This is a genomic window from Cupriavidus sp. SHE, assembly GCF_000812445.1.
GTDB classification, from domain to species: Bacteria; Pseudomonadota; Gammaproteobacteria; order Burkholderiales; family Burkholderiaceae; genus Cupriavidus; species Cupriavidus metallidurans.
The window spans coordinates 81,984-98,962 of sequence record NZ_JWMB01000008.1; the positions used below are offsets into that span (position 1 = coordinate 81,984).

Here is a 16,979-nt window from a genome sequence, read left to right on the forward strand (position 1 = left end):
AGCGCGATGCGTCACAACGGTGCCGTGTCGCGTGACTAAGGTTTGCCAAGAATAACAAGGCGTACTTGCTCCATGCGGTGACCGGTCATGTGACCGAAGGCTAAGCAAGACGTGTACCGGGAATCGGCCGAAGGCGGGTTTCCGATCTCAGATTTCGCAATATACGGTTCGTTTCGACATGTCAGCTGAAGCTACTCAAGGCGCGGAGCACGTGCTCACACCCTCAGGCTATATCGCCGAACACTTGCAGAACTTTAATTCGGTCGGCGGCAAGCAGCATTCCGTGGTCGATTTCAGTGTCCTGAACTACGACACTGTGTTCTGGTCGGTGCTGTGCGGCGTGATCGCCATCCTGTTCCTCTACATGGCCGCTCGCCGCGTGACGGCCGGCGTGCCGGGCCGTTTCCAGGCCTTCGTGGAAATGATCGTCGAGATGGTGGACGACCAGGCCAAGGGAATCATTCACGGCGACCGCTCGTGGATCGCTCCGCTGGCGCTGATGGTGTTCTGCTGGATCACCATGATGAACGCGATCGACTTGATCCCTGTGGATTGGGTCACCGGCCTGAACGGTCTGCTGGGCATCTTCCACATTCATCTTCCGCACCACCGCGCAGTGGCCACGGCCGACCTGAACGGCACGCTGGGCATGTCGTGCTCGGTCCTGGTGCTGATGATCTACTACAGCTTCAAGATCAAGGGCGCGGGCGGCTTCATGCACGAACTGTTCTCGGCCCCGTTCGGCGCCAAGTGGTATCTGGCCCCGTTCAACCTGATCCTGAACATCATCGAATTCCTGGCCAAGGCCGTTTCGCTCGGCATGCGGTTGTTCGGCAACATGTACGCCGGCGAACTCGTGTTCCTGCTGATCGCGCTGCTGGGTTCCATCTGGACGTTTAGTGCTGATCTGAGCGCGCTGGGCTTCGTCGGACATGTGGTTGCCGGTACCGTCTGGGCCATCTTCCACATCCTGATCGTTCTGCTGCAGGCATTCATTTTCATGATGCTGACGCTGGTGTACATCGGCCAGGCTCACGATCACCACTGATTTTCGGTTTTTGGTTTTTTGGTTTTTTGGTTCTAAGTCTCTCTAAATTAAAGGAGTCATCATGCAAGCATATCTCGCCAACATCCAGGGTCTGACCGCTATCGGTATCGGCATCATCATCGGTCTGGGCGCTATCGGCGCCTGCCTGGGTATCGCCCTGATGGGTGGCAAGTACATCGAAGCGTGCGCACGTCAGCCTGAGCTGATGAACCCGCTGCAAACCAAGATGTTCCTGCTGGCTGGCCTGATCGACGCTGCATTCCTGATCGGTGTGGGTGTTGCAATGCTGTTCGCCTTCGCCAACCCGCTGCTGTCTGTCATTCAGTAAGTCTTTTCGGTCTGCATGATGCTGACGGGCGGCGTGGGCCTCAGTCCGATGGCCTGGCCGCCCTTGTGCATTTATCTGTAGTTTGATTACCGAAAGGAACACACCATGAATCTGAACGCAACGTTTTTTGCGCAGATGGTCGTGTTCTTCATCCTGTGGTGGGTTGTTGCCAAATTCATTTGGCCGCCGCTGGTGAAGGCGCTCGACGAACGCGCAAAGAAGATCGCCGATGGCCTCGCCGCTGCCGAAAAAGGCAAGGCGGAGCTTGAACTCGCTAACAAGCGTGTGGACCAGGCTATGGCCGAAGCCCGCACCGAAGGCGCCCAACGTGTGGCCGACGCTGAAAAGCGTGCCCAGTTGACCGCCGACGAGATCAAGCAGAACGCCCAGGCAGAAGCCGCACGCATCATCGCTCAGGCTAAGGCCGAAGCAGAACAGCAAGTGACCCGCGCGCGTGAATCGCTGCGCGACCAGGTCGCCGTGCTGGCCGTGAAGGGTGCAGAGCAGATCCTCAAGCGTGAAGTGAACGCGCAGGTCCACGCAGACCTGCTCAATCAACTCAAGGCTGAGCTCTAATCATGGCTGAAACCGCAACCATTGCCCGTCCCTACGCGGAGGCGCTCTTCCGCGTCGCCAGTGAAGCCGGTGCAGGCAACCTGGGTGCATGGTCCGAGCTGGTGTCGGAAATGGGGCAGGTTGCCGCCAATCCCGACATGCAGGCGCTCGCCACCGACCCGAACATTTCCGGCGACAAGCTCGAGGAAGTGTTCCTGTCGGTGCTGAAGAGCCCGGTCAACGACGAAGCTCGCCGCTTCGTGAAGCTGCTGGTGGAAAACAGCCGCCTGACAGCGTTGCCGGAAATTGCCGAACAGTTCCATGCGCTCAAGAACGCCCGCGAGGGCTCGTCCGACGTCGAGATCACCAGTGCATTCCCGCTGGACGCCTCGCAGACGAACGAACTGGTCGCCGCACTCGAACGCAAGTTCGGCCGCAAGCTGTACGCAAAGGTGGCGGTGGACCCGTCGCTGATCGGTGGCGTAAGCGTCAAGGTCGGTGACGAAGTGCTCGACACCTCCGTGCGCTCGCGTCTGGCTGCCATGCAAGCCGCGCTGACCGCCTGACCGCAACGGCCGACGGATTGAAGAATTAGGAGCATTGTGATGCAACTGAACCCCTCAGAAATCAGCGAGCTGATCAAGTCCCGCATCTCGGGTCTTGGCGCCGACGCTGAAGTGCGCAACACCGGCACGGTAATTTCCGTGACCGATGGTATCTGCCGCGTGCACGGCCTGTCTGGCGTGATGCAGGGCGAGATGCTGGAATTCCCGGGTAACACCTACGGCCTGGCACTGAACCTCGAGCGCGACTCGGTGGGTGCCGTGGTTCTGGGTGAGTACGAACACATTTCGGAAGGCGATACGGTCAAGTGCACCGGCCGCATTCTGGAAGTGCCGGTTGGCAAGGAACTGCTGGGCCGCGTGGTGAACACGCTGGGTCAGCCGATCGACGGCAAGGGCCCGATCAACGCCAAGGAAACGGACGTGATCGAGAAGGTCGCTCCGGGCGTGATCGCGCGTCAGTCGGTGAGCCAGCCGGTGCAGACCGGTCTGAAGTCGATCGACGCGATGGTGCCGATCGGCCGTGGCCAGCGTGAGCTGATCATTGGCGACCGCCAGACGGGCAAGACCGCCGTGGCCGTCGACTCGATCATCAACCAGAAGGGCAAGGGCGTCTTCTGCGTGTACGTGGCAATCGGCCAGAAGGCTTCGACGATCTCCAACGTGGTGCGCAAGCTGGAAGAGCATGGCGCCATGGAGTACACGATCGTCGTGGCCGCAACGGCTTCGGACTCGGCCGCCATGCAGTACCTGGCTGCCTACGCCGGCTGCACGATGGGCGAATACTTCCGCGACCGCGGTGAAGACGCGCTGATCGTTTATGACGATCTGACCAAGCAGGCCTGGGCCTACCGTCAGGTGTCGCTGCTGCTGCGCCGCCCGCCGGGCCGCGAAGCCTACCCTGGCGACGTGTTCTACCTGCACTCGCGTCTACTCGAGCGCGCTGCCCGCGTGAACGAAGACTACGTGGCCAAGTTCACGAACGGCGCCGTTACCGGCAAGACCGGTTCGCTGACCGCGCTGCCCGTGATCGAGACGCAGGCCGGTGACGTGTCCGCATTCGTGCCGACCAACGTGATCTCGATTACCGACGGTCAGATCTTCCTGGAAACCGACCTGTTCAACGCCGGTATCCGCCCCGCTATCAACGCCGGTATTTCGGTGTCGCGTGTGGGTGGTGCAGCGCAGACCAAGGTCATCAAGAAGCTGTCCGGTGGTATCCGTACCGACCTGGCCCAGTACCGTGAACTGGCTGCGTTCGCGCAGTTTGCTTCGGACCTGGACGACGCTACCCGCAAGCAGCTCGAGCGCGGTCGCCGCGTGACCGAACTGCTCAAGCAGCCGCAATACCAGCCGCTGCAGGTGTGGCAGCTCGCCGCGTCGCTGTATGCCGCCAACAACGGCTTCCTCGACAACGTCGACGTGAAGGACATTCTGCCGTTCGAGAAGGGCCTGCACGACCACCTGAAGACCAAGTTCGCCGACCTCGTCAACCGCATCGAAGATACCAAGGATCTGTCGAAGGAAGACGAAGCCGCCCTGCGTGCAGCGATCGAGGATTTCAGGAAGTCCGCCGCGTTCTAACCGCGTGATTCCATGTGTTGCGCCGGGCGCGCCGTAAGGCGCGTGGCGCGGCACAAGTGGAGAGGAAGATATGGCCGGAACGAAAGAGATTCGAACCAAGATCAAGAGCGTGCAAAACACGCGCAAGATCACCAAGGCGATGGAGATGGTCGCCGCATCCAAGATGCGCAAGGCGCAGGAACGGATGCGCAACGCCCGCCCCTACGCCGAGAAAGTGCGGAATATCGCGGCGCACCTGGCCTCTGCCAACCCCGAGTTCAAGCATCCGTTCATGGTGGCACGCGACGTCAAGCGCGCCGGCATGATCGTGGTGACGACCGACAAGGGTCTGTGCGGTGGCCTGAACACCAACGTGCTGCGCGCGGTGACCAATGAACTGAAGGACCTGCAGGGCCAGGGCGTGAACGTGCAAGCGACCGCCATCGGTACCAAGGGCATGCAGTTCCTGGGCCGCATCGGCGCCAAGGTGGTCTCGCATGTGGTGCAGCTGGGTGACACCCCGCATCTGGAAAAGCTGATCGGCGCGATCAAGGTTCAGCTGGACGCCTATACCAACGGCGAAGTCGACGCGGTGTACTTGGCATATACCAAGTTCATCAACACGATGAAGCAGGAGCCGATGGTCGAGCAACTGCTGCCGCTGGCAGCGGACAAGCTGAGCCAGACCGAAGATGAAAAGCGCGCCTACTCGTGGGATTACATCTACGAGCCCGACGCCCAGACCGTTGTGGAAGAGCTGCTCGTCCGCTACGTCGAAGCGCTGGTGTACCAGGCCGTGGCCGAGAACATGGCGTCGGAGCAATCCGCGCGTATGGTGGCCATGAAGGCTGCATCCGACAACGCCAAGAACGTGATCGGCGAACTGCAACTGGTCTACAACAAGACCCGTCAGGCAGCGATTACGAAGGAACTGTCGGAAATCGTCAGCGGTGCCGCTGCGGTCTAAGGCGTCAAGAATTCAAGCTATCGGAGATACGAAATGAGTATCGGAAATATTGTGCAGTGCATTGGCGCCGTGGTGGACATCGAGTTCCCGCGCGACGCAATGCCGAAGGTGTACGACGCACTCGTGCTCGAAGAGGGCAACGACAAGTCGTTCGCCGAGAAGGGTCTGACCTTCGAAGTGCAGCAACAGCTCGGCGACGGCGTGGTGCGTACCATTGCCCTGGGCTCGTCGGACGGCCTGCGCCGTGGCATGTCGGTGAAGGGCACCGGTGCCCCCATCTCCGTGCCGGTTGGCCACGGCACGCTGGGTCGCATCATGGACGTGCTGGGTCGCCCGATCGACGAAGCTGGTCCGATCGAAGCTGACGAAAAGCGCGCGATTCACCAGAAGGCACCGAAGTTCGACGAACTGTCGCCGTCGGTTGACCTGCTGGAAACGGGTATCAAGGTTATCGACCTGGTATGCCCGTTCGCGAAGGGCGGTAAGGTGGGTCTGTTCGGTGGCGCCGGTGTGGGCAAGACCGTGAACATGATGGAACTCATCAACAACATCGCCAAGCAGCACAGCGGTCTGTCGGTGTTTGCCGGCGTGGGCGAGCGTACCCGTGAAGGGAACGACTTCTACCACGAAATGAAGGACTCGAACGTGCTCGACAAGGTGGCCATGGTGTTCGGCCAGATGAACGAGCCGCCGGGCAACCGTCTGCGCGTGGCGCTGACCGGCCTGACGATGGCCGAGCGCTTCCGTGACGAAGGCCGTGACATCCTGTTCTTCGTCGACAACATCTACCGCTACACGCTGGCCGGTACTGAAGTGTCGGCACTGCTGGGCCGTATGCCTTCCGCCGTGGGCTATCAGCCGACGCTGGCTGAAGAAATGGGCAAGCTGCAGGAGCGTATTACGTCGACCAAGACTGGCTCGATCACGTCGATCCAGGCCGTGTACGTGCCTGCGGATGACTTGACCGACCCGTCGCCGGCTACCACCTTCCTGCACCTGGACTCGACCGTCGTGCTGTCGCGTGACATCGCCGCGCTGGGTATCTACCCTGCCGTCGACCCGCTCGACTCGACCTCGCGCCAGCTGGATCCGCAAGTCGTGGGTACGGAACACTACGAAGTGGCCCGCCGCGTTCAGCAGACCCTGCAGCGCTACAAGGAACTGCGCGACATCATCGCGATTCTGGGCATGGACGAACTGTCGCCGGAAGACAAGCTCTCCGTGTCGCGTGCGCGTAAGATCCAGCGTTTCCTGTCCCAGCCGTTCCACGTGGCCGAAGTGTTCACGGGTTCGCCGGGCAAGTACGTGCCGCTGAAGGAAACCATCCGTGGTTTCAAGATGCTGGTGGATGGCGAGTGCGATCACCTGCCCGAGCAGGCGTTCTACATGGTTGGCTCGATCGACGAAGCCTTCGAGAAGGCCAAGAAGCTTCAGTAAGCGGCGTCTTTCGCCTTCATGCGCCGTTGCGGCTGTCCTGGCGAAGTCAGCCGGTGTACGTGGCAGCCGCGAGCATGAGGGCGAGACACATGCTTCCTGATTTCGGGAAGCCAACGCTTTCTGAAGAAAGGATCAAATATGGCAACCATTCTTGTAGACGTCGTCAGCGCGGAAGCGTCGATCTTCTCCGGTCAGGCGAAGTTCGTGGCGCTGCCGGGCGAGTCGGGTGAACTGGGTATCCTGCCGGGTCACACGCCGCTGATTACCCGCATCCAGCCGGGCGCGGTGCGCATCGAGAAGGAAGACGGCGGCGAAGAGTTCGTGTTCGTTGCCGGCGGCATTCTCGAAGTGCAGCCCCAGCACGTCACTGTGCTGGCCGATACCGCGATTCGCGGTACGGATCTGGATGAGGCCAAGGCTAGCGAAGCCAAGCGCGCGGCCGAGGAAATGCTGCAGAATCAGAGCAGCGATCTGGATCTGGCGCGCGCCCAGAGCGAACTGGCCGTGGCCGCTGCGCAGCTTGCTGCAATCGCCCGCCTGCGTCGTAAGAAGTAAGCATTTAAGTCGTACCGCCGCGCTGTTGTATTTTTGGTGCGGCATTAAAAAAGGCAGCCCGCGGGCTGCCTTTTTTATCTGACGGGCGCTATATTTTGTGGCCTGGACCACAAAAAAAAGCGCGCGGGCCGGGGAGGCTCCGCGCGGACGGGAAAATCCCTTCGAGGGGTCAATTCGAAGGAACGGGTTCGGTCCAGGCTACTCTTACACGCGCATCGGAGTGTTCTCTCCGCAACTTGCGCACCGGTCTTCCTGGTTTTCCGGATCAACCTGCAACGCCTGCTGGGTTGGTCCGGATAAATCTGGTCACTACCTAAGGGGCTTTCTTCAGCGCCCCATATTTTTCAATGCTTTAGCGGCGGGGGGCACCTCACACCAAGCATCGGTCTGTCAATGCATTGTGGGGGAAACTTCTGGCCATGGCAGTAACAAAATGTATCGTTTTGCAAGTAGTTGAAAGGCGGCTGCGTATGGATACGTCGTTCTAAACACTTTCTGGCTTGCTTGAAAGCGTTTTCATCGCATGTTCCGTCATAATGTGCGCCAGGAAGTGCAAAAACAAAGACTTGCTAGAGTCTTGAATGCATTACGTTTTCTGCCCATTAATACGCCGTGTTCCCCACATTCGGGGGATAAGAAAAATCGGGTTTCTGATTTTGTGTTCGGCAGCGCATTCAGCGTTACGATTCGAAACGGTTAGCAAAGCGATTTTCGAAGTTTCCGATGGCCATCGACCCCCAGCTACTCAGCTACTACCGCCAGATGGCGGACCTGTACGCCAACGAACCCATCCCCGAGGAGGCCGCAGCGCGGCGCTCGCGCTTCGAGGATGTGGCCGCGCGCTCGCGACTGCCGGACACCGGGGAGATCTCCGTCACCGATCTCGCGATCCCCGGGGACGGCGCGGCGTTGAAGGTGCGCTTGTTCAGGCCCGCCAATGTTGAGCAGCCTCGACTGATTGTCTATTTCCACGGCGGTGGCTGGGTCGTCGGCTCGCCGGAAACGCATCACACGGTGGCGGCGCTGCTGGCAGCCGACACCCAGTGCGTCGTCGCCAGTGTCGACTACAGGCTGGCCCCGGAATACGCGTTTCCAACCCCTTGTGACGATGCGGTGGCAGCCGTGCAATGGCTCGCTGCATCGCGCGAGTCGCTTGGCGTGCATCCAGATTTTCTCGCCGTGGCTGGCGACAGCGCAGGCGCGCATCTGGCTGCGGCAGCGGCCCGGGTCGTCAACGAGCAGCGCCGTGCGCATATCGTCCAGGCGCAGTTGCTGATCTACCCCGTGGCCGCGCCATTGCTCACGACCGAGAGCTATCGCGCATTCGCGGACGGGCCTGGTCTCACCCGCGACGAGATGGCGTGGTACTGGACGCAGTTCATCGGCGCCGAAGAACTGGCCAAGGGTGCCGCGCAGGACGATCCCCGGATCCATCTGATGGCATCGCCGCCCACCATGTTGCCCCCCGCCAGCGTCGTGCTTGTGGCGGCCAATGACGTGCTGCGCGATGACGGCCTCGCCTACGCCAACTTCCTCGTGCGCCACGATGCACCGGTGATCACAATCGAGGCGTCAGGTATGACACATGGCTTTGCGCGTCTGCAACCGGACGCGCCACGCGCACGGGAGTGGATGCGCCGCGCCGCCGAGGCGTTCACAGGTGTGTTCGACGACCTCTGAGGACCTCCGAGGACCGCTGAGGCCCGATCCAGCGCAAGCATTCGTGTGGATATCACTCGCCATGGGGCTTGCGGGTGCGGGCATCCCTTAGAATGTCGGTCTCACGAGGATGACCATGACCGCATTGCAGAACGACACCTTCCTGCGGGCGCTGCGCCGGCAACCCACTGAATACACGCCCCTCTGGCTCATGCGCCAGGCGGGTCGCTATCTGCCCGAGTACAACGCCACGCGCGCGCGCGCCGGCAGCTTCCTCGGCCTGGCCAAGAACCCGGCCTACGCCACCGAGGTGACGCTGCAGCCGCTCGACCGCTATCCGCTCGACGCCGCGATCCTCTTTTCGGACATCCTCACCGTACCCGATGCGATGGGCCTCGGCCTGTCGTTCGCGCAGGGCGAGGGCCCGCGTTTCGCGCATCCGTTGCGCACGGAAGCCGACGTGGCCAAGCTCGCGGTGCCGGACATGGCGTCGCTGCAATACGTGTTCGATGCGGTCAGCGAAATCCGCAAGGCGCTGGTGCAGGACGGCCGTCAGCGTGTGCCGCTGATCGGTTTCTCGGGCAGCCCGTGGACGCTGGCCTGCTATATGGTCGAAGGTGGCGGCTCGGACGACTTCCGCACCGTCAAGGCGATGATGTACGCCCGGCCCGACCTGATGCATCGTATTCTCGACATCAATGCCACCGCCGTGTCCGCGTACCTCAACGCGCAGATCGAAGCCGGAGCCCAGGCCGTGATGGTTTTCGACACCTGGGGCGGCGCGCTGGCGGATGGCATGTATCAGGCCTTCTCGCTAGCGTACATGCGCAAGGTACTCCAGGGCCTCAAGCGCGAGCACGACGGCCAGCAGATCCCAGTGATCGTATTCACCAAGGGCGGCGGCATCTGGCTCGAGGAAATCGCCGGGATCGGCCCGGATGCGATCGGGCTCGACTGGACCGTGAACCTGGCGAAAGCCCGCCGTCGGACCGAAGGCCGCGTGGCACTGCAAGGCAATATCGACCCGACCGTGCTGTTCGCGTCCGAATCGGCCATCCGCGAACAGGTACGGGGCGTGCTCGACTCCTACGCATCCGCCGGTGGCAGCGATGGACACGTCTTCAACCTCGGCCACGGCATTTCGCAGTTCACGCCACCCGAGAACGTTTCGGTCCTGGTTGACGAAGTGCACAACCATAGCCGCAAGCTGCGCGCCGGGCAGGTTGCAGCGGCCGTCTGAAACAGGCGTTTTCCCCGCGGCGCAGCGATTCGCCGACCCGACTGCGCCGCTGTGTCGCAGTCGGCGCTATCGATAAGCTGTCAAGTAAACTATTTGCGATATTTCGCCAAAAAGGTGCCGGGCGGTTGCTGTCAAGGCTTGACTTATGCACACCGATAGGTTTGCCGCACCGCAAGACGGGGTAACCCCTTAACTCAGTTGGGGGGTGTTTGCAACCCATTGATTCATAAGGCTTTGAATCTTTCTTTAAGAACCGTGTAAGGTCGATGAAAGCCTTGATTCATGGGCCTTGCGGGGAACTCGGCGCGACTTTTCAACAAAGTTATCCACAGGCGTGACAGATACCTTGGAAAAGCCACCAAGGATCATCGACTTAGGGTCACATTTCAGGTTTTACTTTAAGTTGATGTTGCGCCGCACACAGACCCGTTCGGAAAATCCTGTTACGCCAGCCATGCACAACCATCGCGCAGCCGGACTGCACCACGCTGGAGCTGGTCAATGACATCGGCGGCGGCGCCTGTGGATACTGCGTTACAGCCCGCATCCGCTGAGGCTGCGGCGGGCCTCGTGCGCGTCGCATTGGATACCCCCGCTGACGACTACTTCGACTATCTGGCGGATGCCACGGTGATGCCGGGCGAGCTCGTGGTCGTGCCATTTGGCAAGCGCCATGTCATGGGGGTCGTGCTCGATCGACCCGACAACACCGAGGTACCCGCAGACCGCCTGAGGCCGGTGACGGGCCATCTGACGTGGATGCCACCGCTCAACGCCGCGTGGATCGGCCTCGCCCGTTTTGCCGCGCGCTATTACCACCGCTGTCTGGGCGAAGTGATGCTGCCCGCTCTGCCGCCGTCGCTGCGCGATCCGCAGACCTGGGAACGGCTGGAACAACGCGCCCGAACCACGCAGTACCGGGTACGCACGGCGCAGACAGAAGCCTTGCTGGCGGCAGCGCCGTCGCGCGCACGAACCGTGCGGGCGCTGGCTGAAGCGTTGATTGCGGCGCCTGATGGGTTGCGCCTTGCCGAAGCCCGCGAGCTTTGCACGGCGGCCCCGGCACGCCTGGCCGAGTGGGAGGCCGCTGGCTGTATCCAAAGCACCCATGCGGACCGTCCGCTGCTCGATACAGCCCCCACGCAGGTACCATCTGTCGCCCCGACGCTCCATGACGAGCAGCGTGCGGCCGTGGATGCCATCACCGCCGCCGAAGGCTATGCCGCCTTCCTGCTCCACGGGGTAACCGGCAGCGGCAAGACGGAAGTCTATCTCCACGCCATCGCCGCCCGATTGGACGAGGACCCGGCCGCCCAGGTACTGATGCTGGTCCCCGAGATCAACCTCACGCCCCAACTGCAGGCGCGTATCGCCGAGCGCTTTCCTGATCAGCCACTGGCCGTCCTTCACAGTGGACTGGCCGATCAGGAACGCAGCCTCCAGTGGCTGGCGGCGCATCGCGGCGAGGCGCGTATCGTGCTCGGCACACGCATGGCCGTCATGGCATCCGTGCCGAACCTGAAGCTGATCGTGGTCGATGAAGAGCACGACACTTCCTACAAGCAGCAGGAAGGCCTGCGGTACTCGGCACGCGATCTGGCCGTGTGGCGTGCCAACCAGTTGGGCATCCCGGTAGTGCTCGGCTCGGCCACGCCGTCCATGGAGTCCTGGTACCGGGCGGAGCAGGGCGCCTATCGCAAGCTGGTGCTGCGCGATCGCGCCCAGGCGGATGCCGCGCTGCCCACGGTCAGGCTGATCGACCTGAACCATGAACGCCAGCGTCAGCGCACGCTCTATGAAGGGCTGTCGGTGCCGCTGCTCGATGCCATCCAGCAGCGGCTGGATCGGGGTCAGCAGAGCCTGTTGTTCCTGAACCGGCGGGGCTACGCGCCAGTCCTGGCCTGCGACAGTTGCGGCTGGCTCTCGGGCTGCCCGCGATGCTCGGCGTACCTGGTGCTGCATCGCCCGGAGCGGCGGTTGCGCTGCCACCATTGCGGGCTCGAGGCGCCCGTGCCGCATCATTGCCCCGACTGCGGCAATGTCGACATCGCACCGCTCGGCCGGGGCACGCAGCGGATCGAGGAGGCGTTGGCCGCACGTTTTCCACAGGCGCGCATCGCCCGGATCGACGCGGATTCCACGCGGCGCAAGGGCAGTGCGCAGGCCATGCTCGACGAGGTCCATGCCGGCGAGGTCGACATCCTGGTGGGCACGCAGATGGTGGCCAAGGGACACGACTTCCAGCGTGTCACGCTGGTGGGCATCGTCCACCCTGATGCCGCCATGTTCAGCCACGATTTCCGCGCGGCCGAGCACCTGTTCGCGTCCCTGATGCAGGTGTCCGGCCGCGCCGGCAGGGCAGGGCTGGGCGGCGAAGTGTTGATCCAGACCCGCTATCCAGATGCCCCCGCATTGCAGGCTTTGGTACGCCATGACTATGATGGATTCGCAGCCAGCCAGTTGCGAGAGCGCCGGCAGGCCGGGTTGCCCCCGTATGCCTACCAGGTGCTGGTGACGGCCGAGCACGCGCAGCTCGAGCGCGCGCTTGCCTTCCTGCAGGCCGCTCGCGCGTGCGCGGATGCCAGTCCGCTGGCATCCGAAGTGCAACTGCATGACCCGGTGCCGATGTCGATGGTGCGCCTGTTCAACAAGGAGCGCGCCCAGATGCTCGTCGAAGCCGGCTCCCGCCCGTTATTACAACGGTTTGTCAGTGAGTGGGTACGGACTTTCGATGATGCCGCGACGCGTGTCAAAGGGGTGCGTTGGCAATTGGAAATCGATCCGCTACGCATTTGAGCGGAGCAGTCGCCACGCCGGAAAGTTGCGAAAGTGCAACCTTTTGTCCGCAAGCGAGCTTAGGGGTTGCACTAGGTTGCACCCCGTAATTCTCCGAGAGTAAGATCGCGCCAGTCCGGCTATCTGGCGGGTACGCACACGCGCGTATCGCCGGTGCAGCCAACCGATATTCCAAGATTCGCTGGAGAACCGATCGCATGGCCACCACCACCCTCGGCGTCAAGCTCGACGACGCATCGCGCGAACGCCTGAAGCGCGTTGCCCAGTCCATCGACCGCACCCCGCACTGGCTGATCAAGCAGGCCATCTTTACGTACCTGGAACAGGTGGAACGCGGCCATCTGCCCCATGAAGCCGGTGCCGGCGCGACTGCAGATACCGACGGCGCCGATGCTGGCGACGCGACGCAGGCCGACGCCGCGCCGCAGCCTTTCCTCGAATTCGCACAGAGCGTCCAGCCTCAGTCGGTACTGCGCGCGGCCATCACGTCCGCCTACCGCCGCCCGGAAACCGAATGCGTGCCGGTGCTGCTGGAGCAGGCGCGCTTGCCGCAGGCGCAGGCCGATGCCGCCATCAAGATGGCGCGAGCCCTGGCGGCCCGGCTGCGCGAGCAGAAAGTAGGCAGCGGGCGCGAGGGGCTGGTGCAGGGGCTGATCCAGGAGTTCTCGTTGTCGTCGCAGGAAGGCGTGGCGCTGATGTGCCTGGCCGAAGCGCTGCTGCGCATCCCCGACAAGGCCACGCGCGATGCGCTGATCCGCGACAAGATCAGCGGCGCCAACTGGCAATCGCATCTGGGCCAGAGCCCGTCGCTGTTCGTCAACGCTGCCACCTGGGGCCTGCTGCTGACCGGCCGGCTGGTGGCCACGCACACCGAAGCCGGACTGTCGAAGGCGCTGACGCGCATCATCGGCAAGGGCGGCGAGCCGTTGATCCGCAAGGGCGTGGACATGGCGATGCGCCTGATGGGCGAGCAGTTCGTGACTGGCGAAACAATCTCCGAGGCGCTGGCCAACGCGCGCAAGTACGAGGAAGAGGGCTTCCGTTACTCGTATGACATGCTCGGCGAAGCGGCGATGACCGAGGCCGATGCCCAGCGCTACCTGGCGTCCTACGAGCAGGCGATCCACGCGATCGGGCAGGCTTCGCGCGGCCGTGGCATCTACGAAGGTCCGGGCATCTCGATCAAGCTATCCGCGCTGCACCCGCGCTACAGCCGCGCGCAGCACGAGCGCGTGATCACCGAACTCTACGGTCGTCTGAAGAGCCTGACGATGCTGGCCCGCCAGTACGACATCGGTATCAACATCGACGCCGAGGAAGCGGATCGCCTGGAAATCTCGCTCGACCTGCTTGAGCGGCTCTGCTTCGAGCCGGAGCTGGCCGGTTGGAACGGCATCGGCTTCGTGGTGCAGGGCTATCAGAAGCGCTGCCCGTTCGTGATCGATTATCTGATCGACCTGGCGCGCCGTAGCCGGCACCGCCTGATGATCCGCCTGGTCAAGGGCGCGTACTGGGATAGCGAGATCAAGCGTGCCCAGGTCGACGGCCTGGAGGGCTACCCGGTCTACACGCGCAAGGTCTACACCGATGTGTCGTATGTGGCCTGCGCCCGCAAGCTGCTGTCGGTGCCCGACGCGATTTATCCACAGTTCGCCACCCACAACGCCCACACGCTGTCGGCTATCTACCAGATCGCCGGCCAGAACTATTACCCCGGCCAGTACGAATTCCAGTGCCTGCACGGCATGGGCGAGCCGCTGTACGACCAGGTGGTTGGCCCGGTGGCGGATGGCAAATTCAACCGGCCGTGCCGGATCTACGCGCCGGTCGGCACCCACGAAACGCTGCTGGCGTACCTGGTGCGCCGCCTGCTGGAGAACGGCGCCAACACCTCGTTCGTGAACCGGATCGCCGACGAGACGATCGCGCTCGACGATCTCGTCGCCGACCCGGTGGCCGTGGTCGAAACCATGCACAAGACCGAGGGCGTGCTTGGCCTGCCGCATCCGCGTATCCCGCAGCCGCGCGCGCTGTATGGCAAGTCGCGCGCCAATTCGGCCGGCATTGACCTGTCGAACGAACATCGGTTGGCGTCGCTGTCGTCCGCACTGCTGGCCGGCACCAGCGAGACGCCGCGCGCGGAACCGCTGCTCGGCGCCGCAGTGGCGGGCACGGATGCCACGTCCGAGCCGGTGCTGAATCCGGCGGATCGTCGCGACGTAGTGGGACAGGTCAGCGAGGCAACGCCGGCTGAGATCGAAGCCGCGCTTGTGGCCGCCGTCAACGTGGCGCCGATCTGGCAGGCCACGCCGCCCGAAGTGCGTGCCGCCGCGCTGGAACGCGCCGCCGATCTGATGGAAGCCCAGATGCAGTCGCTGATGGGCATCATCATGCGCGAGGCCGGCAAGACGTTTTCGAACGCCATCGCCGAAGTGCGCGAGGCGGTCGACTTCCTGCGCTACTACGCGGTGCAGGTCCGCGCGTCGTTCTCGAACGATACCCATCGCCCCCTTGGTCCGGTGGTCTGCATCAGCCCGTGGAATTTCCCGCTGGCGATCTTCACCGGCCAGGTGGCCGCCGCGCTGGCAGCCGGGAATCCGGTGCTGGCCAAGCCGGCAGAACAGACGCCGCTGATTGCCGCCGCCGCCGTGCGCCTGCTGCGCGACGCCGGCGTGCCCGCAGCCGCGGTGCAATTGCTGCCGGGCCGGGGCGAGACCGTCGGCGCGGCGCTGGTGGGCGACGCCCGGGTCAAGGGCGTGATGTTCACCGGCTCGACCGAAGTTGCCCGCCTGCTGCAACGCAACGTGGCGAGCCGTCTCGATGCCGCCGGTCGTCCGATTCCGCTGATCGCCGAGACTGGCGGGCAGAACGCGATGATCGTCGATTCCTCGGCGCTGGCCGAGCAGGTGGTGGGCGACGTGGTGACTTCGGCCTTCGATTCGGCCGGCCAGCGCTGTTCGGCGCTGCGCGTGCTGTGCCTGCAGGAAGACGTGGCCGACCGCATCCTGGAAATGCTCAAGGGTGCGATGGGTGAGTTGACGCTGGGCAACCCGGATCGCCTGTCCACTGACGTTGGTCCTGTGATCGACGAGGAAGCGCGCGGCAATATCCTGCGCCATATCGAAGCGATGCGAGCCAAGGGCCGTCGTGTGCACCAGGCCGACCCGGGCGCGGCGGACACGCCGGCCTGCCGCCATGGCACGTTCGTGCCGCCGACGCTGATCGAACTCGATTCGATCGCGGAGCTGAAGCGGGAGGTGTTCGGCCCGGTGTTGCATGTGGTGCGCTTCCCGCGTACCGCGCTGGACAAGCTGATCGACCAGATCAATGGCACCGGGTACGGCCTGACGCTCGGCGTCCACACGCGGATCGACGAGACGATCGCGCACATCGTCGACCGCGCGGATGTGGGCAATCTCTATGTGAACCGGAATGTCGTCGGCGCCGTGGTGGGCGTGCAGCCATTCGGTGGCGAAGGGCTGTCCGGCACGGGGCCAAAGGCGGGAGGGCCACTCTATCTGCACCGGCTGCTGTCGGTCTGCCCGCAGGATGCCGTGGCGCGCGCCGTGCGTGCGTCGGATGCGACCGGTGGCGTGGCCGCTGCGCCGGTGTCGCCCGAACTGGCCGCGCTGAAGGTCTGGGCGCAGGCGTCGCTGCCCGAGGTTGCCGATGCCTGCGACCGCCTGGCCGCGGCATCGCCGTCGGGGCTCGGTGTGACGCTGCCGGGTCCTACCGGCGAGCGCAACACCTACTCGCTGCTGCCGCGCGAACGTGTGCTTTGCCTCGCCCAGCAGGAGTCCGATCTGGTGCTGCAACTGGCCGCCGTGCTGGCCGTCGGCAGCGAGGCGTTGTGCGTTGACACAGCGCAGACCCGGGCCCTGTCTGAAAGGCTTCCCGCCGCAGTACAATCGCGCGTCCGCATGGTTTCCGACTGGACGTCGACGGATACGGCGTTCGATGCCGTGCTGCACCACGGCGATTCCGACCAGCTTCGCACGGTCTGCGAGCAGGTGGCCACCCGCACTGGTCCGATCGTCGGCGTGCAGGGTCTTGCGCATGGTGAACCGAATATCGCTCTGGAGCGTTTGTTGATCGAACGTTCGCTGTCCGTCAATACGGCGGCCGCGGGCGGCAATGCAAGTTTGATGACGATCGGCTGAGGCAGGCCTCGACCGTGGCGCGTCGCAGTACGCGGCGGGGGCCGGTGATCCCGACCCCGTCGCAACCCAGGAACGGAGCGGTGCTGCCAACGCCGGTCCGCGAACATG

General features: G+C 63.4%; 12 protein-coding genes. All 12 read left to right on the forward strand.

The features are described 5' to 3' along the window. Nucleotides 1–178: 178 nt before the first annotated feature. The gene (gene atpB, locus RN01_RS03810; protein ID WP_024569221.1) at nt 179–1,048 is read left to right on the forward strand and encodes a F0F1 ATP synthase subunit A; all 870 of its coding nucleotides are present in this window, start codon (nt 179–181) and stop codon (nt 1,046–1,048) included. Between the two features lie 61 nt (nt 1,049–1,109). Next, nucleotides 1,110–1,376, forward strand: coding sequence for a F0F1 ATP synthase subunit C (gene atpE / locus RN01_RS03815; protein ID WP_008650162.1), 267 nt, complete (start codon nt 1,110–1,112; stop codon nt 1,374–1,376). A 105-nt stretch (nt 1,377–1,481) separates the two neighbouring features. Beyond that, nucleotides 1,482–1,952, forward strand: coding sequence for a F0F1 ATP synthase subunit B (locus RN01_RS03820; RefSeq protein ID WP_008650161.1), 471 nt, complete (start codon nt 1,482–1,484; stop codon nt 1,950–1,952). Between the two features lie 2 nt (nt 1,953–1,954). Beyond that, nucleotides 1,955–2,497 carry a F0F1 ATP synthase subunit delta gene (locus tag RN01_RS03825; protein ID WP_008650160.1) on the forward strand — a complete coding sequence of 181 codons (543 nt, stop codon included), beginning with the start codon at nt 1,955–1,957 and terminating at the stop codon, nt 2,495–2,497. A 39-nt stretch (nt 2,498–2,536) separates the two neighbouring features. After that, nucleotides 2,537–4,078: a F0F1 ATP synthase subunit alpha gene (gene atpA, locus RN01_RS03830; protein WP_011517923.1), complete on the forward strand. Its 1,542-nt coding sequence runs from the start codon at nt 2,537–2,539 to the stop codon at nt 4,076–4,078. Nucleotides 4,079–4,148: 70 nt separating this feature from the next. Next, a complete protein-coding gene (atpG, locus tag RN01_RS03835) occupies nt 4,149–5,024 on the forward strand; it encodes a F0F1 ATP synthase subunit gamma (protein WP_008650158.1) in 876 nt (291 codons plus the stop codon). Nucleotides 5,025–5,057: 33 nt separating this feature from the next. Next, entirely contained in the window at nt 5,058–6,461 is a 1,404-nt protein-coding gene (gene atpD, locus RN01_RS03840) for a F0F1 ATP synthase subunit beta (protein ID WP_008650157.1), read from the forward strand. A 138-nt stretch (nt 6,462–6,599) separates the two neighbouring features. Then, complete coding sequence (locus RN01_RS03845; RefSeq protein WP_011517921.1) at nt 6,600–7,016, forward strand: F0F1 ATP synthase subunit epsilon; 417 nt, start codon at nt 6,600–6,602, stop codon at nt 7,014–7,016. Between the two features lie 723 nt (nt 7,017–7,739). Next, on the forward strand, nt 7,740–8,696 hold the full coding sequence (locus tag RN01_RS03850; protein WP_024569220.1) for an alpha/beta hydrolase: 957 nt from the start codon (nt 7,740–7,742) through the stop codon (nt 8,694–8,696). Nucleotides 8,697–8,811: 115 nt separating this feature from the next. Beyond that, nucleotides 8,812–9,915 carry a uroporphyrinogen decarboxylase gene (hemE, locus tag RN01_RS03855; protein WP_008650152.1) on the forward strand — a complete coding sequence of 368 codons (1,104 nt, stop codon included), beginning with the start codon at nt 8,812–8,814 and terminating at the stop codon, nt 9,913–9,915. A gap of 501 nt (nt 9,916–10,416) precedes the next feature. Further along, nucleotides 10,417–12,711 carry a primosomal protein N' gene (locus tag RN01_RS03860; protein ID WP_024569219.1) on the forward strand — a complete coding sequence of 765 codons (2,295 nt, stop codon included), beginning with the start codon at nt 10,417–10,419 and terminating at the stop codon, nt 12,709–12,711. A 197-nt stretch (nt 12,712–12,908) separates the two neighbouring features. Continuing rightward, nucleotides 12,909–16,871 (forward strand): trifunctional transcriptional regulator/proline dehydrogenase/L-glutamate gamma-semialdehyde dehydrogenase, encoded by a 3,963-nt coding sequence (gene putA, locus RN01_RS03865; RefSeq protein WP_024569218.1) that lies wholly within the window; start codon nt 12,909–12,911, stop codon nt 16,869–16,871. Nucleotides 16,872–16,979: the final 108 nt, after the last annotated feature.

Coding starts and splice junctions, on each gene's coding strand:
- hemE (WP_008650152.1), top strand. CDS start 8,812: ATGACCGCATTGCAGAACGACACCTTCCTGCGGGCGCTGCGCCGGCAA.
- atpA (WP_011517923.1), top strand. CDS start 2,537: ATGCAACTGAACCCCTCAGAAATCAGCGAGCTGATCAAGTCCCGCATC.
- RN01_RS03850 (WP_024569220.1), top strand. CDS start 7,740: ATGGCCATCGACCCCCAGCTACTCAGCTACTACCGCCAGATGGCGGAC.
- atpB (WP_024569221.1), top strand. CDS start 179: ATGTCAGCTGAAGCTACTCAAGGCGCGGAGCACGTGCTCACACCCTCA.
- atpG (WP_008650158.1), top strand. CDS start 4,149: ATGGCCGGAACGAAAGAGATTCGAACCAAGATCAAGAGCGTGCAAAAC.
- RN01_RS03820 (WP_008650161.1), top strand. CDS start 1,482: ATGAATCTGAACGCAACGTTTTTTGCGCAGATGGTCGTGTTCTTCATC.
- RN01_RS03860 (WP_024569219.1), top strand. CDS start 10,417: ATGACATCGGCGGCGGCGCCTGTGGATACTGCGTTACAGCCCGCATCC.
- atpD (WP_008650157.1), top strand. CDS start 5,058: ATGAGTATCGGAAATATTGTGCAGTGCATTGGCGCCGTGGTGGACATC.
- putA (WP_024569218.1), top strand. CDS start 12,909: ATGGCCACCACCACCCTCGGCGTCAAGCTCGACGACGCATCGCGCGAA.
- atpE (WP_008650162.1), top strand. CDS start 1,110: ATGCAAGCATATCTCGCCAACATCCAGGGTCTGACCGCTATCGGTATC.
- RN01_RS03825 (WP_008650160.1), top strand. CDS start 1,955: ATGGCTGAAACCGCAACCATTGCCCGTCCCTACGCGGAGGCGCTCTTC.
- RN01_RS03845 (WP_011517921.1), top strand. CDS start 6,600: ATGGCAACCATTCTTGTAGACGTCGTCAGCGCGGAAGCGTCGATCTTC.